The 23,254-nt window shown below is 63.7% G+C and carries 17 protein-coding genes; 14 read left to right on the top strand and 3 right to left on the bottom strand.

Annotation, left to right across the window (positions count from 1 at the left end):
- The first annotated feature begins 22 nt into the window (after positions 1 to 22).
- Positions 23 to 2,818, top strand: a complete 2,796-nt coding sequence (locus C2R25_RS03430; protein ID WP_103727892.1) for an EAL domain-containing protein — start codon at positions 23 to 25, stop codon at positions 2,816 to 2,818.
- A gap of 75 nt (positions 2,819 to 2,893) precedes the next feature.
- On the opposite strand, the gene C2R25_RS03425 is transcribed toward C2R25_RS03430, so the two are convergent.
- Complete coding sequence (locus tag C2R25_RS03425; protein ID WP_103727891.1) at positions 2,894 to 3,328, bottom strand: MgtC/SapB family protein; 435 nt, start codon at positions 3,326 to 3,328, stop codon at positions 2,894 to 2,896.
- A gap of 239 nt (positions 3,329 to 3,567) precedes the next feature.
- Here C2R25_RS03425 and C2R25_RS03420 point away from each other — a divergent pair, with 239 nt between their 5' ends.
- Positions 3,568 to 5,145, top strand: coding sequence for a sulfotransferase (locus C2R25_RS03420; protein ID WP_103727890.1), 1,578 nt, complete (start codon positions 3,568 to 3,570; stop codon positions 5,143 to 5,145).
- Positions 5,146 to 5,182: 37 nt separating this feature from the next.
- Here C2R25_RS03420 and C2R25_RS03415 read toward each other — a convergent pair whose 3' ends face one another.
- Both C2R25_RS03415 and C2R25_RS03410 read right to left on the bottom strand, forming a co-directional pair.
- The gene (locus C2R25_RS03415; RefSeq protein ID WP_103727889.1) at positions 5,183 to 7,591 is read right to left on the bottom strand and encodes a TonB-dependent receptor; all 2,409 of its coding nucleotides are present in this window, start codon (positions 7,589 to 7,591) and stop codon (positions 5,183 to 5,185) included.
- A gap of 184 nt (positions 7,592 to 7,775) precedes the next feature.
- Positions 7,776 to 8,735, bottom strand: coding sequence for a sterol desaturase family protein (locus C2R25_RS03410; protein WP_103727901.1), 960 nt, complete (start codon positions 8,733 to 8,735; stop codon positions 7,776 to 7,778).
- Between the two features lie 511 nt (positions 8,736 to 9,246).
- Here C2R25_RS03410 and C2R25_RS03405 point away from each other — a divergent pair.
- From C2R25_RS03405 to C2R25_RS03345, 12 genes are all read left to right on the top strand, one after another.
- Complete coding sequence (locus C2R25_RS03405) at positions 9,247 to 9,711, top strand: CopG family ribbon-helix-helix protein (RefSeq protein WP_369825687.1); 465 nt, start codon at positions 9,247 to 9,249, stop codon at positions 9,709 to 9,711.
- 140 nt (positions 9,712 to 9,851) lie between these two features.
- Positions 9,852 to 10,931, top strand: coding sequence for a putative urea ABC transporter substrate-binding protein (locus C2R25_RS03400; RefSeq protein ID WP_103727887.1), 1,080 nt, complete (start codon positions 9,852 to 9,854; stop codon positions 10,929 to 10,931).
- A gap of 40 nt (positions 10,932 to 10,971) precedes the next feature.
- Positions 10,972 to 11,787 carry an ABC transporter permease gene (locus tag C2R25_RS03395; RefSeq protein ID WP_103727886.1) on the top strand — a complete coding sequence of 272 codons (816 nt, stop codon included), beginning with the start codon at positions 10,972 to 10,974 and terminating at the stop codon, positions 11,785 to 11,787.
- A complete protein-coding gene (locus C2R25_RS03390) occupies positions 11,784 to 12,557 on the top strand; it encodes an ABC transporter ATP-binding protein (protein ID WP_103727885.1) in 774 nt (257 codons plus the stop codon). The genes C2R25_RS03395 and C2R25_RS03390 overlap by 4 nt, the downstream gene beginning before the upstream one ends.
- Before the next feature lie 12 nt (positions 12,558 to 12,569).
- Complete coding sequence (locus C2R25_RS03385; RefSeq protein WP_103727884.1) at positions 12,570 to 13,049, top strand: CopG family ribbon-helix-helix protein; 480 nt, start codon at positions 12,570 to 12,572, stop codon at positions 13,047 to 13,049.
- Positions 13,046 to 13,870, top strand: a complete 825-nt coding sequence (locus C2R25_RS03380) for an urea amidolyase associated protein UAAP1 (RefSeq protein ID WP_103727883.1) — start codon at positions 13,046 to 13,048, stop codon at positions 13,868 to 13,870. Before C2R25_RS03385 ends, C2R25_RS03380 begins: the two co-directional genes overlap by 4 nt.
- Positions 13,871 to 13,883: 13 nt before the next feature.
- Positions 13,884 to 14,519 (top strand): urea amidolyase associated protein UAAP2, encoded by a 636-nt coding sequence (locus tag C2R25_RS03375; RefSeq protein ID WP_103727882.1) that lies wholly within the window; start codon positions 13,884 to 13,886, stop codon positions 14,517 to 14,519.
- Complete coding sequence (uca, locus tag C2R25_RS03370; RefSeq protein WP_103727881.1) at positions 14,516 to 18,112, top strand: urea carboxylase; 3,597 nt, start codon at positions 14,516 to 14,518, stop codon at positions 18,110 to 18,112. Before C2R25_RS03375 ends, uca begins: the two co-directional genes overlap by 4 nt.
- Complete coding sequence (atzF, locus tag C2R25_RS03365; RefSeq protein ID WP_103727880.1) at positions 18,109 to 19,890, top strand: allophanate hydrolase; 1,782 nt, start codon at positions 18,109 to 18,111, stop codon at positions 19,888 to 19,890. Before uca ends, atzF begins: the two co-directional genes overlap by 4 nt.
- 33 nt (positions 19,891 to 19,923) lie before the next feature.
- Positions 19,924 to 20,859 carry a YncE family protein gene (locus tag C2R25_RS03360; protein WP_103727879.1) on the top strand — a complete coding sequence of 312 codons (936 nt, stop codon included), beginning with the start codon at positions 19,924 to 19,926 and terminating at the stop codon, positions 20,857 to 20,859.
- A 104-nt stretch (positions 20,860 to 20,963) separates the two neighbouring features.
- On the top strand, positions 20,964 to 21,902 hold the full coding sequence (locus C2R25_RS03355) for a LysR family transcriptional regulator (RefSeq protein ID WP_103727878.1): 939 nt from the start codon (positions 20,964 to 20,966) through the stop codon (positions 21,900 to 21,902).
- Between the two features lie 755 nt (positions 21,903 to 22,657).
- Positions 22,658 to 22,990 (top strand): UrcA family protein, encoded by a 333-nt coding sequence (locus tag C2R25_RS03345; protein WP_103727877.1) that lies wholly within the window; start codon positions 22,658 to 22,660, stop codon positions 22,988 to 22,990.
- The last annotated feature ends 264 nt before the right edge of the window (positions 22,991 to 23,254 follow it).

Genomic DNA, 23,254 nt, shown 5'->3' with positions numbered 1-23,254 from the left:
CCATCCTCAGGGAGTATGGCACGTGTTTGAGCTCTATCGCTGCGTCCGGAACGAGCATGATCACTGGCTGGTCCTGTTGGCGGCGTTCATCTGTATCGCCGCTGCAATGACCGTAGTCGCCATGCTCCGTCGCGCACGCGACGCTGAAGGAGGCGAACGCCACCGCTGGCTGGTCGCGGCGGGTTTCTCAAGCGGCTTTGGTATCTGGGCAACTCATTTCACCGCCATGATGGGGTATGACCCCGGCTACACCCTTGGCTATCAGGCGGCGCCGACGCTTCTTTCGCTGGCCACTGCCATCCTCTCGACCATGTTGGGCTTTTCGCTGGCGCTCCGGAAAAGCGCTCTCAAGCACCGTCTTGTCGCCGCAGCCGTCTTCGGCATCGGCGTGGTCTGCATGCACTATATGGGAATGCTGGCCGTCGAGTTTAACGTGCACCTGATCTGGTCGCGCACGTTCGTCCTTGCGTCGATGCTCTTCGCGGTGCTGCCGATCGTGCCGGCGCTTTACCTCATTGTCGACGGGCGGACGACACGCAGCGCCATTGCGGGCGCCGTTCTGATCGTCACGGCTATTGTGCTGACGCACTTCACCGGAATGGCCGGCATGAGCGTCGTCCCGCAGCAGGCCGACGCCTCGGCAACGGCGATCCTTTCTTCGATTCAACTTGGCGTCACGGTCGCCAGCATGGCCTTCAGCATCATGACGCTCTGTCTCGTCACGGCGTGGATGAGCCAGCGCACGCGCGCCGTCATCGACGCCAGCGAGCGCGAGTTCAAGGCGCTCGTCGAAGGCATCAGCGACTGTGCCATCTACATGTTGAGCCAGGACGGGAAGGTGGTCACCTGGAATGCCGGTGCCGCCCGTCTGAAAGGCTACTCGCGCGATGAAGCGATCGGCCTTGATGTCGCCTGCTTCTACTCAGCGGAGGAGCGCGAAGCCGGCGTGCCAGCCAAGGCGATCGAAATGGCGCGGCGGGAAGGCAAGTTCAACGTCGAGGGGTGGCGTCACCGCAAGGACGGCACCCGATTCTGGGCTCACGTCACTGTCGAGGCCATATTCGACGAGCAGGGCGGGTTGCAGGGGTTTGCCAAGATCACGCGCGACATGACGCGGATGAAAGAGCATCAGGAGTCGCTCGAGGCGATGTCCCGCAAGCTGAACGCAGCGCTGTCGAACATGCATCAGGGCCTGTGCATGTTCGACGCGGACGAGCGCCTTATCCTTGCCAACGCAAGGGCCGCATCGGCCTTCGATTTCGCGACGGAGGAGGACCTGCTCGGGCTCTCCTTCGATGAGTGGGTTCGTCGCGGCGTGCAGCGCAGCACAGCACAGGAGCCGTCGGACGACGCCGTCGACGGGGCTCTGGAGCGTCATCGGGCGTGCATCGCGGAACCAGACGGAGGCATGCTGATCGCGATGATGGCTGATGGCTGCACTCTGGCGATCGCCCACAGTCCGATGCCCGGCGGCGGCTGGGTCACGACCCTGGACGACATAACGGAGCGCCGCGAAGCCGAGCAGCGCATCGCGCACATGGCTCTTCATGATGCCCTTACCGGCCTGCCCAACCGGATCAGCTACACAGAGCGGCTCGACCAGGAACTGACGCGCGCCATGCGGAACAACGCGCGGGTGGCGGTGATCGGCATCGATCTGGACCGCTTCAAGGAAATCAATGACCTCCACGGCCACGCGATGGGTGATGCCGTGCTGACGTCCCTGGCGACGCGCATGAGCCATTCCCTGGAGTCCGGTGAGCTTGTCGCCCGCTTCGGAGGCGACGAATTCGCAGCCTTGAAGTTCTACACTGAGGAGAGCGAGCTTTCCGAATTCGTTGCGCGGCTGGAAAAGGCGCTGGCTGAACCACTGGAATTCGATGACGCCACCATCTTTCCCGGAGCCAGCCTCGGCGTCGCCATCTACCCGATGGATGGAGAGACGCGGGAGCAGATCGTCAACAATGCCGATCTTGCGATGTACCGCGCCAAGGAAAGGGTCGGCAGACAAGTCTGCTATTATGAGCAGGGCATGGACGAACTTGCCCGCACCCGACGGATCATTGCCAACGATCTGCGGGACGCCATCAATCGCAACGAGTTGAGCCTGGCGTTTCAGGTACAGAAGGATGTTCGGACCGAGGCGGTGGTCGGCTACGAAGCCCTGCTGCGCTGGCACCACCCGCGCAACGGCTGGATCTCTCCGGCAGACTTCATTCCAATTGCTGAAGAAAGCGGAGAAATCGTTCGCATCGGCGAATGGGTGCTGAGGACCGCATGCATGGAAGCAGCACGCTGGCCCGAGCAATGCCGCGTCGCCATCAACCTCTCGCCGATCCAGTTGATGCAGGCCGATCTGCTAGACATCGTTGAAAGTTCACTCGAGAATTCGGGCCTGCCCGCGAGCCGGCTGGAACTCGAGATCACCGAAACGGCGTTTATCTCGGATAAGTCCCGCGCCCTGCATGTACTGCGCCAGATCAAGAACCTTGGCGTCTCGATCGCCATCGACGACTTCGGGACGGGGTATTCCTCGCTTGATACCTTGAACTCCTTCCCCTTCGACAAGATCAAGATCGACAGGTCGTTCCTCATGGAATCCGACACGAGCCACCAGGCACGCGCCATCATCAAGGCAGTGCTGGCTCTCGGTCGGAGCCTCAAGGTTCCCGTTCTTGCAGAGGGTCTGGAAAGCGAGGACCAACTGCGGCTCCTGCGCAGCGAAGGGTGCAATGAAGCTCAAGGCTTCCTGTGGGGCAAACCGTCGCGGTCGCTCACTTTCGAGGCGAAGCAGGCGGCGGGGCCGGTGGCGGCGTAGCCGGCACGGCGACGCCAACGCTCTGGCGATCACGCGCCCCGACAGTCGCTCTCGTCGAGGTCTCGGGAGCGGCGGTCATTCGTCCTTCGGATCGGCGTTCGTCAGTTTCTTCAAGGGCGTCAGGAGCCACAAGGTCATCACCGTCGTCGCGCTGAGAACCAGCGCCACGTCGAACGATCCCACGCCCGCAGCGACGCCGATCGCGCCTGTGACCCAGAGGCTGGCCGCTGTCGCCGTCCCCCTGACAGAATCCTTGAGCCGGAGGATCGCACCACCACCGATGAAGCCCATGCCGGTTATGAGGCCTTCGATGATGCGCGCCATCGCTTCCGGATCGTCGGCCGTCAGCCGCTCCGTCGCCTGAATAAGGCCGCAACTGGCCAGAGCGACAAGCGGGAAGGTCCGGATTCCCGCACTTCGTTCTTCCTTCTCGCGATTCCATCCAATCGGAAGCGCAAGCCCATAGGCCGCTGCGAGCGCGAACATATGAGGAAGCAGATCGACATTCATGACTTAGCCAACTTACGGGACAGGGTTTGGCTCCACAGTGTGCCATGCCGGCGGATAAGAGATGCGCCTTTGGTCATGACAACGCTGCCCCGCTGCACCTGTGCTGCCCGGCGGCGCCTTCTGCGTGGGCTGACAGGCTGGACACATGGCTATGCCTGTGATCTTCTTTGGCCAAGCCTCTGGAGTGATGACGGAACGATGGTAGCTGCTGTGGCGCCCTTGGTGCACCCTTTCCGCTGATGCCTGTACAGGATGCGCGCGCCGCGCTTGCCCAAGGCGATCTTCAGGCCGCTGTCGAAGCGGCGGGACGTCTGGTGGAGGCCAGCCCCGATCACGCGGAGGGCTTCTTCCTGCTCGGCATGGCTGCGGCGGAGGCAGGCCATATCACCAGAGCCATTCCGCTGGTGCAAGCGGCCGTCGAGCGGGGCGGTGAATCAGAGCATCTTGCCCAGCTTGCGAAACTGCTTTCGCTAGCGCGCCGGGACGGTGAAGCCGCTGCGGCGGCGCACCGTGCCCTGGCCAACCTGCCGACGGATCCGCTGACCTGTGACACGATTGGCTGCGTCCTGGCGCGGATCGGCGACCATGAAGCGTCACTGACTGCCTTTCGGGCGGCGGTGTCGGGTGATCCGCACAACGTGAGCTTTCGCTACAACCTGGCCGCTGCCTGCGGGTTTACCGGAAGGGTGGACGAGGCGCGCAGCCACTACGAAACCATTCTGACCAAGGATCCGATTAACGGGCGCGCGCATTACGCGCTCGCCATCCTGTCTCGCCAATCGGCTGACCGCAATCACGTGGCGAGGCTGGGCTCGGCCCTCGAGGCGGCGGTCGCCCCGGACGACGCCCTGCGTATTCGTTATGCGCTGGCTAAGGAACTGGAGGATGTAGGAGATACGGCAGCCTCCTTCCGGCACCTGTCTGTGGCGAATGCGGCGCAGAAATCGGCCCTAGGCTATGACTTCGAACAGGATAAGTCGATTTTCGACGCCATCGAAGCAGCGTTCGCCGGCAGTCGATCGCCCCCGGTCGCCGCTGATGGAGCCGACGGTGCGAACGCGATCTTCATCGTGGGAATGCCGCGGACAGGGACGACCCTGGTCGACCGCATCCTGTCCTCCCATCCGGAGGTCGAGGCCGCCGGTGAGTTGCAGGCGATGCCTCTTGCGGTCAAGGAACTGGCCGCCCGCCACAGCGACGGCGCCTCTTCGCGCCGGGTTCTCGATGCCGCGACGGTCGCAGCAAGCCGCGCCATCGATCACCGCCGTCTTGGCGAGGCGTACCTGGTGCGCGCGGATGCCCATCGCCGACACACCAGGCCGCGCTTCACGGACAAGCTACCGGCAAACTTCCTCTACATCGGCTACATCGCCCAGGCTCTGCCTGAAGCGCGGATAGTCTGCCTGCGCCGCAATCCGATGGACACGATCTGGAGCAACTACAAAAACCTGTTCGCCAGCCAGTCGGCCTACTACGCCTACTCTTACGACCTGATGGACACTGCCCGCTACTTCGCGCGCTTCGATCGGTTGATGGCCATGTGGGAACGTCTCTGGCCCGGGCGGGTGCTTCAGTTGTCCTACGAGAGTCTTGTCGCCGATCAGGAGAGGGAAACCCGCAGGCTGCTGGCCCACTGCGGCCTCGACTGGAATGAGGCATGCCTCTCGTTTCATGAGAACCGCACGGCCGTTGCCACACCGAGCGCGGCGCAGGTGCGGCGGCCGATGAACAGGGATGGCCTGGAGAAATGGCGCGCTTACGAAGCCGCCCTGGAGCCAGCGCGTTCGTGGCTGGCGGGTCAAGGCATAAGCGGTTAGCAAGCGCCGCCGCCCACCCGGGGCGGCGGCGCTGCCTTCAGTACTTGATGCGTGCCTCCACGCCGACGGTGCGTGGATTGACCACCGTCTGACGGTAGAACCGGACCGCCACTCCATCGTTCACGCCGATGCGCGAGCGATCCTGCCCGATGGAGACGACCGCGTACTTGTCAAAGATGTTGTTGGCGAAGAGGCTGACCGTGTACCGGTCCGTCTCATAAGCCAGCGTTGCGCGGTGCAGCACGTAGCTTGGGATCTTGTCCCCGTAGCCCCGATCCCAACCGATACGGGACAACACGTTTCCGCGATATGTCGCCGTCCAGTTCGCGCTCAGGCTGCCTTCGCCCATCGGGACGGTGTACGTCGCGCCCAGACTGCCCGAGTTCTTCGCCGATCCTGGCAGCCGGTCACCGTCAAGGGCATCGAGCTGCGTGAACTTGGGACGTCCATCGTAATTGTTCGGCGTCGTTCGGATGGTGATGATGCCGGGTACGTCTTCGGTGAGCTTCGCATCCGTGTAGGAGTAGCTCCCCTGGATGGTCAGCTCCGGTATCGGACGCAGCTGGAAGGACGTTTCGAAGCCCTGCGATTTCGCCGATCCTCCGTTCACGGTGATGCCGGTCGCACCATTGATGGTGGCGGAATCCACCTGGATCCCGTCCCATTTAATGTGGAAGACGTTGAAATTGAACGAGACCCTGCGCTCGAATAGCTGCATGCGAACGCCGATTTCAGCGTTGCGGGTCTTATCCGGCCCATACATCAGTTCGTTCGGCAGGGCACAGGCGTTCTGCGTATCTCCAAGTGGTTCCGGACAAGGCGCGACTCTGTTGGGGCCGCCGATGCGATAGCCCTTGCTGTAGGTACCATATACCATCAGGTCGGGAGTGAAGTTATAGGAGGTGTTGAACTTCCAGACCCATCCATCCTGCTTGGCTCTGCCACCGCCCGGTTCCACATCGTACGGGCTGAGAGGATCGCCGAGCAGAGGCAGCACCAGGGCGCCTTCGATGTTGGAGGTATACTTGAAGTAGCGCGCTCCGCCAGTGACCTGCCATTCGGGCGTGACCTTCAGGGTGCCTTCGCCGAAGAGCGCCTTCTCCGTGATCTTGGAGCGGGTGTAGCTGACGTATTCAAGGTCATCCGGATTATCTGGAACGCCGAGTTCCGCCGAAAGGCCGGGCGTGTGTTCGGCATAATCGCTCTTGTACTTCTGCTCATTGTAGAAGCCGCCGAGCACCCAGCTGAACGGGCCGCCATGCCGCGATACGAGCCGCACCTCCTGGTTGAACTGCTTGCGCCGGGTATCGCTTTCGTTCCAGCTCGAGAAGGCGGGGAAAAGCTCGTAGTCGTAGTCGAGGTCGAGGAGCAGGTCCGTGTTGTCGCTCTGCGAACGGCTGCGGACATCGGTGTATGCGCTCGTGGAGACGAGATCGACGATGTCGGCGATGTTCGCGTTGATCTCCATGCTCGCCAGGTGCGCGCGACGGTTGACCGGCTCCTCGTAGCGGCTGGCGTTCTGGTAGCGGCCGGTTCCGAGCACGCCGTAGCTGTTGGACTGTGCGCCGTCCGTCTTTGTGCGCTGGAAAGCGTAGGTGAAGATGACCTTCAGATCCTCGCTCGTCTGCGCCATCAGCTGGTTGCGGGTGGTGAACGTCCTCTCGAAGTTGAGATCCTCCCGGCGCCGCAAATTCGCGGCATATTCCGACGGGGTTGGGCCGTCGAGGCCGCCCGGTTGGGGCAGCGAAACGCCCGGCGTCTGCAAGAGCAGGGGGTAATCGATGAATCCCGGATCGTAGTAGTAGCCGGTTGCGGAGCGGAAGGCGACATGATCGCGTACGATGGGAATGTTGATCATGCCGTCGGCCTGGTAGCCGAAGTTGTCCGAATGGCTCTTGGCGTAGAGGCGACCATGTGCGTCCGCTTCGAAGGCGCCCACATTCGGTCGGTTCGGGATGTAGCGGATGGCTCCGGCCAGCGTGCCGAGACCGTAGAGGGTCCCTTGCGGGCCGAGCAGCGTTTCCACGCGTGCGATGTCAAGCAGCTTGAAATCATAATAGAGCGGCACTTCGCCAAGGTAGATGCCCAGCGAGTCGTCGTAGTTCGCTCCGTCCGAACCGGTGTCGGATGCATTGAGACCGCGTAGTACGATGGACCCGGTCGATCCGGGTCCCGTGTCCGAGATGGTCAGGCCGGGTGTAAAGTCGGCCAGATCACGAACATCGTCGATCCGCTGCCGCGCGAGCTCGTCGGCGCCGATCGCGGAGATGTTGATGGGCGTGTCCATGATGGTCGTGGCGCGGCGTGTGCCCGTGACCACGATGGCGTCGCCCTCCGCAGCGATGGCGTCGGCGCCGTCCTGTGCCACTGCCGGCAGTGCGTTGACGGTGCCTGTGAATACCGTCGCTGACAGCAGCGCCGCCCTCAATTTCGCGCGATGTCTCATGTGCTTCCCTGTCCTTGATTGAGGTTCCGGTTGCCTTGGCCTGCCTGCGCCAATGCTCGCGGCTACCGCTTTCCTGGCATGACGCCCCGGCCATCTTCGCGGATGTTGCGCCGGTTCGCCTCTCGTCCCGACTTCTGGGCGGGGTTGAGTTCTGGTTGAGTGCTATGAGGCTGATCGTGCCGGTTCAGCGCACCATGGGCACCTTTTCGACGCGCCTCGCCCTGATCCAGGCGATGACGGGCTGGAATGGAAACACGAACTGCTCCCGGATGGAAAGGCGCCGGAGATCGTCCTGGCCCACGACGCTCGCTTCACCCTCGCGGTATGTGTCGAACAGGCGGTCCAAGAGGATCAGCGAATTGGCGTAATTGCAGCGGGTGCTTTCGTAGTCGGTGGAGTGATGAAGGCTGTGATGCCGTATCGTCGTGAAGAAGAACGAATAGAACGGCGGCGGGTCGGCACGAACATTGGCATGTGCGAAGGTGGAGATCGCGCCAAGAATGTTGATGCCGCAGAAGATTGCAGTCGCGGGTAGATCGAACAGGGCCAGTACGCTGAGGCTGATCAGGAACAACTCGATAGGGTTTCCGACATAGCCCTTCGCCGCATTGAGCTGCGTCAGGTGGTGATGCGGCGCATGGGTCAGCCAAAGCGGTGTGACGTTGTGCATCAGCCTGTGCATCCAGTACTGGCCAAACTCGATGACCAGGACCACCATGGCGACCTGGACCAGGAAGGGCAGTTGCATCGCCCAGGGTGTCGTCAGGCCAAGCGTCTCCTTCAGCGCCTTCAGCGGGCCTTCTGCCAGTTCGGCGTTGGCCCAGGCGATCGCCGTAGCCCCCAGCGCTACGTAAAACATGTCAGTCAGAAATTCGCGGGTGTTCAGGCGCCAGCCGGCATGCCGTTCGTTCACCCACTCCAGCCCCAGCACGCTGAGTGTGATCACCAGCGAGGTCACCGGGAGAGTCCATGCGGCGCCGGTCAACCAGGCCGGCGCGAGGGCCCAGAAGCAGGTGATCAGCACCAGGTAAGCGGGCGGCAGCAGGTCGAACACGGTCTGCTTCACACGGCTGACGGTGCGGTCATGCTCGCCCGTCCGCCCGGTCTCGGGAATGGCTGTACAGGAGAGTGGCAGTTGTTCCATCGAAACCCCCATTCAGGCTGGCGCGCCAGCCTGTTGTTTGCAGATGCCCTCCCGATGTCGTCGCTCTGCCAGGCGACTATGTACACGCTATGGATATTACGTTTCTCGTCAAGCGTATTAATCGTGAGCTCTTTCGTTTTGCTGGCTTGTAAGCGGAAGTTGCGGAAAACGGCCATTCAGCGGATCCATTGGTAACACCCGCAGGTACGGCACGCAGGCGCCGGCGATGGCAGTAGGCCTGCTGATTCGTCGATGACGACAAGGTTTGCGGGCGAAGCTGGAGCGGCGCCAGGAGGGCTTCGGCGTCATGTTGGCGTGGGATGGCGCATGATCGCCGGGCATGGAAGCGTCCACGGCCTTGACTTCTGTACCCCTCTCCTCCCAGCGTCATCCGGACAGGTCACCCGGCGATTGCCTGCCGGTGAATGGAGATGCCGGACGTGAGGAGTGTGACCGTGGCCAGAGGGAACACAGCGTGAGCGCGGATTCCGCCAGTCTGGCGCGTCTCAGCATGAGCCTTCCTGCCGAATTGTTCCGGCAACTGGATATGATGGTTGAGGAGCGGGGCCTGCCTTCCCGATCGCAGCTCATGGCCGAGCTGATCCGCCATGCGCTGGCTGAACATGAGGCGCTCACCCGGCCGGAGGAGATGCTCGCGGGCACCATCACCCTTGTCTATCGTGGTGATCGCGGGCGCGTGCGCCAACAGCTTGCGGAAAGCCAGGCTGATTATCTGAAGGAAGTGATTTCCTCCCAGCACGTCTTCCTCGAGGATGATCAGTCTCTGGAAGTGCTGCTCGTCCAAGGGCCCGCAGGGCGATTGAAGGCGCTGTGCGACGCCCTCAGAGCCATTCGAGGCGTGCACCAGCTCAAGCTGGTCACGACGACCGCGCTCCTGCCTCCTTTGCACGACCATGCCGTCCCCGGAACACGTGGTCGTGTGCGGTCGCGCAAGCAGGCGGGCCGGGCGCGGTAACCGGCGAGAGAATCGCCCGGCTCCTGAACTGCGCGGCCCGACGCATCGCATGGTATTACAAAATTTGGATCGAGTAATATTTTTGTGATGGACAAGGCTCCCTTTCGCAGCAATGCTGCAGTGCGAAAGGGGACTGATTCATGATCGCACCTATCCGTCGGATGGCCGGGGTAGCACTGGTTGCGGGGGCGCTGCTCACGACCGCCTGCTCGCAGACCGCACAAGCGCCGCAGCCGCGCACCGAGTTCAACATCGGTTGGTCGATCTACGCGGGCTGGATGCCCTGGCCCTACGCTCAGCAGGCGGGTATCGTGAAGAAGTGGGGCGACAAGTACGGCCTCAAGATCAACATCGTTCAGGTCAATGACTATGTCGAGTCAGTGAATCAGTTCACCGCAGGCAAGCTGGACGGCGTGACGGTCGCCAACATGGACGCGCTGACCATTCCCGCAGCCGGCGGCAAAGACACCAGTGCGATCATCGTCGGCGATTACTCCAACGGCAACGACGGCATCGTGATGAAGGGGGCGGGCGACCTTGGGTCCATCAAGGGACAGCCAGTCAACCTCGTCGAGCTTTCGGTGTCGCACTACCTGCTGGCGCGGGCGCTGGATACGGTTCACCTCGCGCCTAATGACGTGAAGACGGTAAACACCGCAGATGCGGACATCGTGGGAGCATTCGCAAGCCCGGACGTGAAGGTCGCCGTTGCTTGGAATCCGCAGCTTACCGCCATAAAGGGCCAGCCAGGGGCCAAGCAGGTCTTCAGTTCCGCCGATATCCCCGGTGAGATCCTGGATCTTCTTTGCGTCGACACCGCCACTCTCAAGACCAACCCGAAGCTGGGCAAGGCGCTTGCGGGCATATGGTACGAGACTACGGCCCTGATGACGCGACAGGACGAACAGGGCCGGCAGGCGCGGGCGGCGATGGCAAAGCTTGCGGGCGCTACACCGGAGGCTTTCGACCGGCAGCTGAGCACCACGCACCTCTACGCGGATCCAAAGGCAGCCGTGACGGCCACCGCTTCCCCCGCGCTGGTGACCACGATGACGCGCGTCCGTGACTTCAGCTTTTCGAAGGGCTTGTTCAAGGGGGCCGCAACCGCAGACGCAGTGGGCATCGCGTTCCCGGGCGGCAAAACGCTTGGCGACCCTGCGCGCGTCACACTGCGCTTCGACGAAAGCTTCATGAAGATGGCAGCCGAAGGCAAGCTCTGACTCCGCTACTGCGGCTCCACCCGATAGGGGATACATGACAATGCGTTGGGTAAATCGTCAAGTTCGGCGAGGGGACCGGCTGCTCCTCGGCGCCGCCCCGATCGTGGTCCTGGCCCTGGTCTACCTCGTGATGGCAGCCAATCGCCACGCGGCCAATCCTCTGGACAAGATCCTGCCGCTGCCCGGCAGCATGGTGGAGAGTATGTCCGTCCTGCTGTTTCAGCCGGATCCTCTCTCCGGCCAGCTGGTCTTCTGGGCGGACACGCTCGCCAGCCTGCAGCGGCTTGGCATCGGGCTGGGCATTTCCACGCTCTGCACACTAGTCGTCGGGATCGCTCTTGGCGCCCTGCCGCCGGTGCGCGCGACACTCGGGCCGCTGGTCACGGGCATCGCCGTCATTCCGCCGATCGCCTTGCTGCCCATCCTCTTCATCGCCCTGGGCCTGGGCGAGACCGCCAAGGTTGCCCTTATCGTCATCGGCGTTGCTCCGGTGATGATCCGGGACATAGCGGCCCATGTCGCTTCGCTGCCGCGTGAGCAGATCATTAAGGCGCAGACGCTTGGCGCCAGCAGCTGGCAGGTCATCATCCGCGTTGCACTGCCGCAGGCCATGCCGCGCCTGATCCACGCCATTCGCCTGGCGCTGGGACCGGCATGGGTGTTCCTGATCTCGGCCGAAGCGATCGCCTCGGATGTAGGGCTCGGCTACCGCATCTTTCTGGTGCGACGCTATCTCTCGATGGATGTCATCATCCCTTATGTCGCATGGATCGCACTTCTTGCGATCCTCATGGATGTCGCGCTCACCGTGCTGAGCCGGCGACTGTTCCCCTGGGCACATGGAGAACGCCATTGAGCACGCTCCTCAGCTTCCGCGACGTCTGGGTCGAATATGGCGACCGGATCATCATCGAAAAACTCGACCTCGACATAGCCGCAGGCTCCTTCGTATCGGTGGTCGGCCCCTCGGGAGCGGGCAAGAGCAGTTTCCTGCGCCTGATCCTGGGCCAGGAAGCCCCCACCCGAGGCAGCATCCTGCTCGATGGTGTTCCGTTGAAGCCGGAGTGCGGACCCGACCGCGGGGTGGTGTTCCAACGCTATTCCGTGTTCCCTCATCTCTCTGCGCTGCGCAACACCATGCTGGGCCTCGAATGCGCGCAGTCACCGTTCACCGCGCGTCTGTTCGGCGAGTCGCGGCGCAAGGCCGAGGAAGAGGCAACCGCCATGCTCGAGGCAGTGGGGCTGGGGCACAGCCTCCATCTCTACCCCGCCCAGATGTCAGGCGGAATGCAGCAACGACTGGCGATCGCGCAGGCTCTCGTGAAGCGGCCGCGCATCCTGCTGCTGGACGAGCCGTTCGGCGCGCTCGATCCCGGCATCCGGGCTGACATGCACGCGCTCATACGCGGTCTGTGGCAGGAGTATGCGCTGACCATCGTAATGGTGACGCACGACATCCGGGAGGCCTTCACGCTGGGGACACGCGTCCTCGCGCTCGACAAGCGCCGCCACGATCCGCACGCGCCGCACCGCTTCGGCGCTACGGCGATCTACGACCTTCCGCTGCGCAACCGAACCGAGCCCACCCCTCCAAGTATTACTATTGACGCAATAGGTAATAACTGAGAAGAGGTTTCCATGAGCTCCGAATCCGCAGGCCTGGCACGGCTGAGCATGAGCCTCCCCGCCGGCCTTTTCAGACAGTTGGACCTGATGGTTGCGGAACGCGGCCTCCCGTCACGCTCGCAGCTGATCGCCGAGCTGATCCGGCACGCGCTGGCCGAACATGAATCCCTCATCCGCCCGGATGAGATGCTCGCCGGCACGATCACGCTCGTTTACAGGGGCGAAAGGGGGCGCGTGCGCCACCAGCTGTCGCAGACCCAGGCGAACTACTTGAAGGAAGTCATCTCTTCTCAGCATGTCGTGCTCGAAGATGACCAGTCACTCGAAGTTCTTCTCGTGCAGGGCCCGGCTATACGGCTGAAGGAACTTTGCGATGCCATCCGCCGTGTGCGCGGTGTGCAGCAGCTGGAACTCGTGACCACGACATCGCTGCTACCGCCGCTGCACGACCAGGGCGTCACTCCCTTTCCCTCCATCGGAGCCAATTCATGACCGCAATTCTAGCGAACCCGCTTGCCGCGCGTGATCATGCGCGCGCAATGGAAGGCACCGTGGTCGAAGCCATGCCGGTGCTGCCTCCCCATGCCGACGATCTGCCGCGTGATGTGACTGAGCAGGACCTGCTCTGGGAGGAAACCGTGGCCGCCGGTGGATACGCCACACGTCGGCTGTCGCGTGGCACCCGCCTGCGCCTCGTCGATCTGAAGGGTGACGCCTGCGCATCGCTTCTGGTGTTCAATGCCGAAGCGCCTGCAGAGCGGCTCAACGTCGCCGACACGGTAAAGGTGCAATGGAACGCGTACCTTGGACAAGGCAAGCTGCTGCTTTCGGACATGGGGCGAGTGCTGTTCAGTATCCTGCAGGACGATGCGGGTACGCACGACACGTTCTGCGGGACATCGAACGCCGGAACCAACACCGCCAAGTATGGTGAGGGTCGCAACAGCGGCGCCTTTCCGAACGGGCGTGACCGCTTCCTCCTCGGCGCGGCGAAGCATGGTCTGGGGCGGCGCGACGTCCACCCCTGCATAAACCTGTTCAAGGGCACACGGATCGCGGCGGATGGCGCCATAGCGGTTGAAGTCGGCCCGTTCGAGGCTGGTCGTACGGTTCTGCTGCGCGCCGAGATGGACGTGATCGTCGTCCTTGCCAACGTACCTCACGTCCTCGATCCGCGGGAGAGCTATTCGGTCACGCCCCTGCGCGTCACCGCCTGGCGTGGACCGGTGACGCGCGAGGATGATCCCGTTCGCACCGCCACGCCAGAGGGCCTGCGCGCCTTCAAGAACGTCGAAGACTATTTCCGCCGCTGAAAGGGCCAAGGCTATGAGCACCGATTCCCACCTTTCCGGTCTCACCGGCACCGTGATCCACGATGCTGTCGTCCCCGCGCGCGCGCCCTGGCTGCATCACATCGACGCAGGGCAGACGCTGCGTATCGTCGACCTGGAAGGTAACCAGGCCGTCGACTTCCTGCTCTATGCGGCGGCGGACGACGCGGAGCGCTATAGCGCGCAAGACACCGTGGCGGCTCAGGGCAATCTGTTTCTTCGGGAAGGCACCACACTGCTGTCGAACGAAGGGCGTCCGATGATGACAATCGCCGCCACGTCCGTGGATTACCACGACACGATCGGCGGCGCCTGCTCGTGCGAGTCCAACACCTTGCGCTACGGCCATCACACCAAGGCCGAGCACGCCTGCGTCGAGAACTTCCTGGAGGCCAATCTCATGGAAGGACGGGGCAAGCGCGACATCGTCTCCAACATCAACTTCTTCATGAACGTGCCGGTCGAGCCGGATGGCTCGCTTGGCATCGTGGACGGGATTTCCGCGCCGGGCCTCACGGTCGATCTTCGCGCCGAGATGGACGTGATCGTTGTCGTTTCCAACTGCCCGCAGGTGAACAATCCATGCAACGGCTTCAACCCGACCCCCGTGCGCATGATCGTTGCCGCATGAGCTTCGACACCGTCCTCATCGCGAACCGCGGCGCGATCGCCACCCGTATCATCCGCACGTTGCGCACCATGGGGCTGCGCTCTGTCGCCGTCTATTCGGAGGCCGATGAAGGATCGAGCCATGTGACGCTTGCCGATGAGGCGGTATGCATCGGCGGGGCCAAGGCGTCCGACAGCTATCTCAACATCGCGGCGATCCTCGATGCTGCACGCCGGACCGGCGCAGGAGCAATCCACCCGGGCTACGGGTTCCTGGCAGAAAACGTGGAGTTCGCCGAAGCCTGCGCCGAAGCCGGCATCGTCTTTATCGGACCCACGACGCAGAACATCCGCACATTCGGGCTGAAGCACAGCGCCAGAGCGCTGGCGGCGGCCCATGACGTTCCCCTCGCGCCGGGCACCGGCCTTCTCAGCGACGAGGAGGCAGCGGTTCGCGCAGCCGGGGAAGTGGGATACCCGGTCATGCTGAAGGCCACTGCAGGTGGCGGCGGCATCGGCATGCGGGTCTGCGAGGACGAGGTGGCGCTGCGCGATGCCTTCGAAGCCGTGGCGCGCCAGGGCCTCAGCAACTTCGGCGACGCCAGCGTCTTCCTTGAACGCTACATCCGCAGGGCCCGCCATATCGAGGTGCAACTGTTCGGCGACGGGCAGGGCCGGGTCATGGCGCTGGGAGAGCGGGACTGCTCGTTGCAGCGACGAAACCAGAAAGTGGTCGAGGAGGCACCTGCACCGTCGCTGCCCGCCAGCGTCCGCGCAGAGCTGATTGCCTCTGCCATCCGCCTGGGTGAAGCGGCGCAGTATCGTTCCGCCGGCACGGTCGAGTACCTCTACGACGCCGACCGCGAGGAATTCTTCTTCCTTGAGATGAACACGCGCCTCCAGGTGGAGCACGGCGTCACCGAAGCGGTGATGGGCATCGACTTGGTCGAATGGATGGTGCGTGGAGCGGCGGGAGACTATGGCTTCCTCGATGTCGGTACGCCCGAACCGCAGGGCCATTCGGTCCAGATGCGGCTCTATGCCGAAGACCCGTCGCTGGATTACCGTCCCACCTCGGGAACACTGACCTGCCTTGAGTTTCCGGCCGACATTCGTGTGGAAACCTGGTGCACGGCCGGTACCACCGTCAGCGCCTGGTACGATCCGATGCTGGCCAAGCTGATCGTTCATGCCCCTACCCGGGCCGAAGCGGTGGAGGCGGCGCAGCGCGCACTTGACGCCAGTCGTGCCGACGGGATGGAGACCAACCTGCGCTGGCTGCGCGAGGTGGTGCGTTCGCCCGCCTTCGTGAGCGGTGAGGTGTCCACACGCGTGCTGGACACGATTTTGTACGAGCCCCGGGCCTTCCGTGTAGTGAGCGGCGGCACTTCGACGACCGTGCAGGACTGGCCTGGGCGCCAGAAGCTCTGGGCCGTCGGAGTCCCTCCGTCCGGGCCGATGGATGACCAGTCTTTCCGATTAGGCAATCGCCTGCTCGGCAACCCGGAAGGGCTGGCGGGTCTTGAGGTCACCGTCACCGGGCCCACACTGGCATTCATCGCCCCGGCTCGGGTGTGCCTGATGGGCGCCGACTTTGAGGCGACGCTTGACGGCGTTCCCGTCGAACGCGGCGTGCCCTTTGACATCGGTTCGGGTCAGACGCTGGCTCTCGGGCGTGCGTCCCGAGGCGGGATGCGGGGCTATATCCTGTTCGCCGGCGGTCTCGATATCGCACCGTATCTGGACAGTTGCAGCACCTTCGAGCTGGGTCAGTTCGGCGGACACGCAGCGCGGCGGCTGCTTGCAGGGGATACGGTGCATCTCGGCAGTCAGCCGGTGGGTTCGGAGCTGCCCCCGGTCGCGCTGCCTCCGGTCAGTAACGACTGGACACTGCGCGTGCTCTACGGCCCGCACGGCGCGCCCGACTTCTTCACTCCCGACGACGTGGAGACATTCTTGGGGGCGGAATGGAAGGTCCATTACAATTCCAACCGCACCGGCGTGCGTCTCGTCGGCCCCAAGCCGCGATGGGCGCGCACCGACGGCGGTGAGGCAGGGCTTCACCCGTCGAACATCCATGACAATCCGTATGCCATCGGGGCCGTCGACTTCACAGGCGACATGCCGATTATCCTCGGTCCGGACGGGCCGTCACTTGGCGGCTTTGTATGCCCCTTCGTGGTGATTGCGGCGGATCGCTGGAAGATCGGCCAACTCGCGCCCGGGGATACCTTGCGCTTCGCGCCCGTGACCATCGCGGACGCGGCAACGGCCGACGCAATGCAGCGCCGTCTCGTGGCGGACGGCACACTACCGCCGCCCACACCGGAACGGGCGCTGACGACGTTGTCGCCGGTACTGGCTGAGATCGCGGAAACGCCCGGTCGTCCCCGCACGGTCTACCGGCAGCAGGGCGATCGCAACATCCTGGTCGAGTATGGCCCGATCGTCCTCGATATCGAGCTTCGCATCCGCGTTCACGCGCTGATGACCGAACTCGAGCGACAGAACTTGTCGGGCATCGTCGATATCGTACCCGGCATCCGGTCGCTCCAGTTGCACTTCGACGGTGTGGCGATGGACCAGGAGGCGGCCCTCGCCGTGCTGGTCGCCGCCGAGGAGCGGCTGGGGGATCTGGAGGATTTCACGATCCCCTCGCGTATCGTCCACCTGCCTCTCAGTTGGCGGGATCCCGCGACGATCGAGACGATCGAGAAGTACATGGCGACCGTGCGCGACGACGCGCCCTGGTGCCCCGACAACATCGAGTTCATTCGCCGCATCAACGGCATGCCCGACCAGGCCGCTGTCGAAAACCTGATTTTCGAGGCTAACTACCTCGTCATGGGGCTTGGCGACGTCTATCTGGGCGCCCCGGTGGCGACACCGGTAGATCCGCGCCATCGTCTGGTCACCACCAAGTACAACCCCGCAAGAACCTGGACGCCGCCTAACGTGGTGGGCATCGGCGGGGCTTACATGTGCATCTACGGCATGGAAGGGCCGGGCGGTTACCAGTTGTTCGGGCGTACCGTGCAGGTTTGGAACACCTATCGGCAGACCGAGGCCTTCACCGAGGGCAAGCCCTGGCTGCTGCGCTTCTTCGACCAGATCCGCTTCTATCCGGTCAGTGCGGATGAACTGGCGGACTGGCGGAGGGAGTTTCCGGCGGGTCGGCGAGCGCTGCGTATCGAGCCTTCGGAGTTCCGGCTCGCGGACTACCGCGCGTTCCTTGCTGAAAATGCGCAGGAAATTGCCGAGTTCGAGGCGCGCCGACAAACGGCATTCGACGAGGAGCGCGCCGACTGGCAGCGCCGGGGCGAGTTCGACCAGGCGGAGGCTGCGGGGCAGGCCGACATTCCTGCCGACGACGCAATCCTCCTGCCGGAGGGCTCCGACCTGGTGGAAGCGCCATACGGTGGAAGCGTGACCCGGCTGCTGGTCGGCGCCGGAGACCTTGTAGAAGCCGGCGACAGGATCGCCGTCATAGAGGCAATGAAAATGGAATGTTCGGTGGAAAGCCCGGGGGCGGGCACCGTTGAGGCGCTCTACATCAGGGAAGGCCAGGCTTTACACCCCGGCGCCCCCATGCTGGCCCTGAGGCGGAACGCATGAGTGCGGCCGTTGCATTCCCCATGCGCCTGAGCGCGAAGGGCATCGCCGCTGCGGTGAACGCGGGTGACACGACGGCCGTGGCCGTCGCCACGGAGACGCTCGCCCGGATCGAGGCGTACGACGCCGTCCAGCCTCAGATCTGGATCAGCCGCGCGGACAGGGAAACGCTTCTCGCCGCGGCTCGCGCGGTCGATGCGCGCCTCGCAGCCGGGGAGACCTTGCCGCTGGCGGGTGTTCCCTTCGCAGTGAAGGACAACATCGACGTGGCCGGGTTCGAGACAACGGCGGCCTGTCCCGCGTTCGCCTATGAGCCCGAAGCCGACGCCGGGGTGATCGAACGCCTGCTCGCGGCAGGCGCCGTGTGTGTCGGCAAGACCAACCTCGACCAGTTTGCCACCGGGCTGAACGGCTCGCGCAGCCCCTACGGCATTCCCCGCAATACGTCGAACCTGGCGTACGTCAGCGGGGGATCAAGCTCGGGCTCCTCGGTCGCGGTGGCGGCGGGTCTCGTGGCTTTCGCGCTCGGAACGGACACGGCGGGTTCCGGCCGGGTGCCGGCGGCATTCAACCATCTTGTGGGGTTCAAGCCCACGAAGGGACGCTGGAGCACGCGGGGCCTCGTCCCGGCATGCCGCACCATCGACTGCATCACTGTGTTCACCGACGACACCGCCGATGCTCGTCTGGTGGATCAGGTGGTGGCAGCCTTCGATGTCGCGGACCCCTATTCCAAGGCCCTGGCGGACCGTCCCGTCACGGCGAAACGCATCGGCGTGCCCCGGCGGGATCAGCGGGTGTGGTTCGGCGATCCGGAATCCGAGTTTCTCTACGACGAAGCTCTACGAAATCTCGCGACGCTGGGAGAGATCGTCGAGATCGATCTGGCGCCGCTGCTGGAAGCCGCTCAACTGCTCTACGGCGGGCCGTGGGTGGCCGAGCGGACAGCAGCCATGGCCGAAATCCTTGCGACCAACCCTCTCGCGGTTGATCCCACGGTCCGGGCCGTCGTCGAACCGGGTGCCGACATGAGCGCAGTGGATCTCTTCAACGGCATTTACCGCATGGCCGAACTGAAACGCCATGCGGACCTGATGTGGCACTCCGTCGACATTCTCGCATTCCCCACGACCGGTACGACGTACCGGGTCACCGAGATGCTGGCGGCTCCTGTGGCGCTGAACAGCAATCTCGGGCTCTACACCAATTTCGTCAATCTGCTGGACATGGCGGCTCTTGCCGTTCCTGCGGGCGTTCGCAGCAACGGCACCGGCTTCGGGATCACCTTGATCGGGCCAGCGGATACCGACCGCGCGCTGCTAAACGCAGCCGACGCTTACCTTGGGGTTGCGGATCTACCCGCGGCGCCGCCACTCGACCTGGAGGGAAAGATGCAGACCGTTAAGCTCGCCGTCGTCGGCGCCCATCTCAAGGACATGCCGCTTCACTGGCAGCTGACCTCGCGCGACGCCGAATTCGTCGGTGCCTTCGAAACAGCGCCGACTTACCGCCTCTACGCGATGGCGGATAGCGTGCCGGCGAAGCCGGCGCTCGTCCACAGTGAGGACGGCGCCGCTATCGCGGTCGAGGTCTATGAACTGGGCGTGGCGGAATTCGGCAGCTTCGTCGCCGAAGTACCGGCGCCCCTGGCAATCGGTACGGTCACTCTGGCAGACGGCAGCAGCGTGAAAGGCTTCGTGGCCGAACCGCGCGCTGTGAACGGGGCGGAGGACATCACCAGCCTGGGTGGCTGGCGGGCCTTCATGGCACGTGCGGCCTGAGGAGCAGCTCGACATCTCGCAAAGGGGGAAATCATGCGCAAGTGGATGGTGATTGCAGCCTTGGCCGGTTCAGCAGCGACGGGAGCTGTCGCCGCTCACGCCGAGCAGGTCATCGATGTGCCCGGATATGCCGACTTTCTCGCGGTAGACGGCGAAACCGTCTGGTCCACGAACCAAGGTCGGGTCGAGCGGTGGTCTCGCGATGGCAAGCTGGCGGAGGTGCCGATGGCGCGGCCTTGTGGCGTCATGGCGCTTGCGGATGGGTCTCTCTGGGTGGCGGACTGCAAGGAAGGGGCCGTCAAGCGCGTCGATACCCGCTCCGCGAAAGTCATCGCCGCTGTTCCTACCGGGATCGCCAACCCGCAAGGTGAGCTCAACGTAGTGGCGGGGGCCGGTTCGGTCTGGGTGGCCAGCGATGACAAGGGCGTGGTCTCGCGTATCGACCCGGCAACCAACAAGGTGATCGCCAAGGTCGCGGTGGATCCGGGCACCTGGTACCTTGCCTTCGGCCAGGGAGCGTTGTGGGCGGTGAGTTCTGAGAGGCAGTCGCTCCAGCGTATTGACCCCGGAAGCAACCGCGTCGTTGGCCGCGTGGCGCTGGGTGCGCAGCCCGGCTTCCTTGCCGCTGGCGAGGGAGCGGTCTGGGTCCAGGAGCAGGGTGACGGCACCGTGGCCCGGGTGGATCCGAAAACGCTCGCGATCGTGGGACGCGTGAAGGTCGGTGCGAACCTGAAGTGGGGGGACATCGATACCGGTGATGGCAAGGTCTGGTTACGAACCACGGACGACCAGGAATTCGCCGTCATCGATGCCCGGACCTCTGCAGTAGAGGGGCGCTTCGGCAAGGCCGCAGGCAGCGGCGCCCTGCGATACACGCCAGCTGGCGTGTGGACTACGGCGCATGATGCCCACAGGCTTACCTGGTGGCCGCAGGGCGAACTGAAGAAGGCAGGGCAGCCAAACCCCTGACTCGAAAAGCAGGTGCATCGCCGCATCGCAATGAGGTGATACTCTCTCGCTATGCGGCAGCACTCTGTTCTATCACGCCGGCGAAGCCGATGGACAGAAGACGAATGAGCGACCGCACACCGCCGACCGACCGGAAATTCGCAAGCCGGGTGGACTGGAACCTGATGCGCACGTTCGTCGATATCGTGCGGGCAGGGGGCATCGGCGCGGCTGCGCGGCAGCTCAACAAGCAGCAGCCAAGCATCAGCGCCGCGCTCAAGCGGCTTGAGGACCATGTCGGGGCCACCCTGCTCCATCGCTCGGCGAGCGGTGTCGAGATGACGGCCGCCGGCAAGGCCATGATGGCTCTGTGCGAGGATATGCTCGAATCCGCGCGCCTGATGCCTCATCAGGTGGCCCAGGCCATCAAGCGGGTGGAGGGACTGGTCCGCATCCAGATCGTCTCCGCGATAGTTTCCCCCGAGTTCGACGAGGCGATAGCGAGCTTTCATCGGCGCAATCCGGACATTCAGATCGAAATTCGCGTGTCCGCATGGCGCCAGGTGCTGGAGGCGCTCGAAGCGGGCGAGGTCGAAGTCGGGATCGGCTATGACAACAGCGTGCGCGGAAGTCTCGTCTACGAGCCTCTTTTCGTGGAACGTCAGCAGCTCTACTGCGCGCGCAGCCACCCGCTGTTCGGGTATCGCATCACGCAGCCCAAAGAACTGGCCGACGAGCCTTTCGTTCTCATGGGCGACGATGAAATAGAAGCCGTGACGCAGTTGCGTCGAAGATACCGACTCGGCACTCGCGTGGCTGGCTTGGCCGGAGACATGAACGAGGCGCGGCGGCTTATCCTGTGCGGTGTCGGCATGGGTTTCCTGCCCACGCCGGTCGTAAGCGCCGAGATCGAGCGTGGCGCTCTCTGGCCGCTGCTGCACACCGACTTTGAGCCGTCCTACGACATCTTCCTTCTGGCTCGTGCGGAGCCCGAGCGGAATACGGCAACCCAGCTGTTCATCGATGAAGTCTTCCGGCGTATCCGGGCACAGCCCAGATCATAGACCGCAGCTATGGGCGGCATCGACATTTTGCCTCTGCCTTGATGACCCTCCAGGGTTCAGTCTCCTCATCAAGACGCAAGGTGAGGGCCGCAATGAGTGTCAGGACTGTTTTTCCCAACACATCGTCCGGACGTCACGGCTTAGCCAGGCGGCTTGCAACGATGATGCTGCAGGTGCTCCGTGCGGGCTTGGAAGTTCGCGCAGAAGCAATCCGCAGCGTCAGCGCAAACGGCGCGAGGGGGCGGTAATGCGCTCTGGCTCGAGGCGCTGGAACGGCTTCGCACGCGTCCTCGTTGCAGCGAGCGCCGTCGTAGCCTTTTCCGCGACGGGGGCAGTCGCTGCGCCTCGCCAGAACGCACGGCTGGTGTCTTGCGCACCGACCGACTGCCTCCTCGTTTCCGGGCGCCGTGCTGATGCGGACCTGCCGGTGTTCATCAACGGACATCTCGTGCAGGCGCAGGGCGGGCGGCATTGGAAGGTTCTTCTCCCGGTCGAGACTGTGCGCGCATGGTCGATGCCCGGAGCCCGGAGTATCGACGTCACGACGTCGGCTGAAGTTGCCGGAAATTCGGTGACTAGCGCACTGAAACTTCCCGTCGGCATGTTGGGAAGTATTACAGAGCTGGCATCCCTGGTAATACTAGCGCGATAGAGGATTTTCTCATGACGTGATCGATTGTCAATTCTCCACGTAAGCGCTATATGAGTGGCAGTCACCTTAGAGTGGCGGCTCTACTTGCGCTTAGGAGACGATGATGAAGATTGGCGTCCTTGCACTGGCGTCGCTGGCTTTTGCCACGTCCGCCACTGCAGCCACCGGCGATAACCCGTTCGCGCAGGACAAGGCCGTCCTGCAATTAAAGGGGCTTGATCTTGCAACAGCGGAGGGACAGCAGCGGCTTGCCATTCGCATGGACCGGGCGGCGCGCTCAGTCTGTGGCGATCGGGTGGCGAGCCTGCACCTTGCCGCCGAACGCAAGGCGCAGGATTGTCGCACCGCTGTGCTTGCCGACATCCGAAGCCAGATCGAAACCCGGCGGGCTGACGCGACACGCTCTTCGACGGTACAGTTGGCGCTCGCGCGCTAAGCTAGCTGCGGTTACATGCCTCGCGGCGCCGTCGTTCCTGTCCGAACGGCGGTGCCGCCGAAAGGCTACTTCGACGGCGGCCGTGCCGTCTTCCCGGTTCCATGGACCGGCTTGGCCTGCCAGGCCAACATTTCCCTCCTTTGCAAGGGTCGTCGAAAGCGGCCGTCCCGGCTGGCGACGTGATTTTGCCACGATGATGCTCGCTGGCGCCGTCGCTGCGCTTCGTATCGCGTCGATCGCGATTCCGCGAACCGCCATAGGCGC

The organism is Novosphingobium sp. HII-3 (genome assembly GCF_002916655.1).
GTDB classification, from domain to species: domain Bacteria; phylum Pseudomonadota; class Alphaproteobacteria; order Sphingomonadales; family Sphingomonadaceae; genus Novosphingobium; species Novosphingobium panipatense.
The sequence above is the reverse complement of the archived record's forward strand: the minus strand, read 5'-3'. Positions and strand labels throughout refer to the sequence as shown.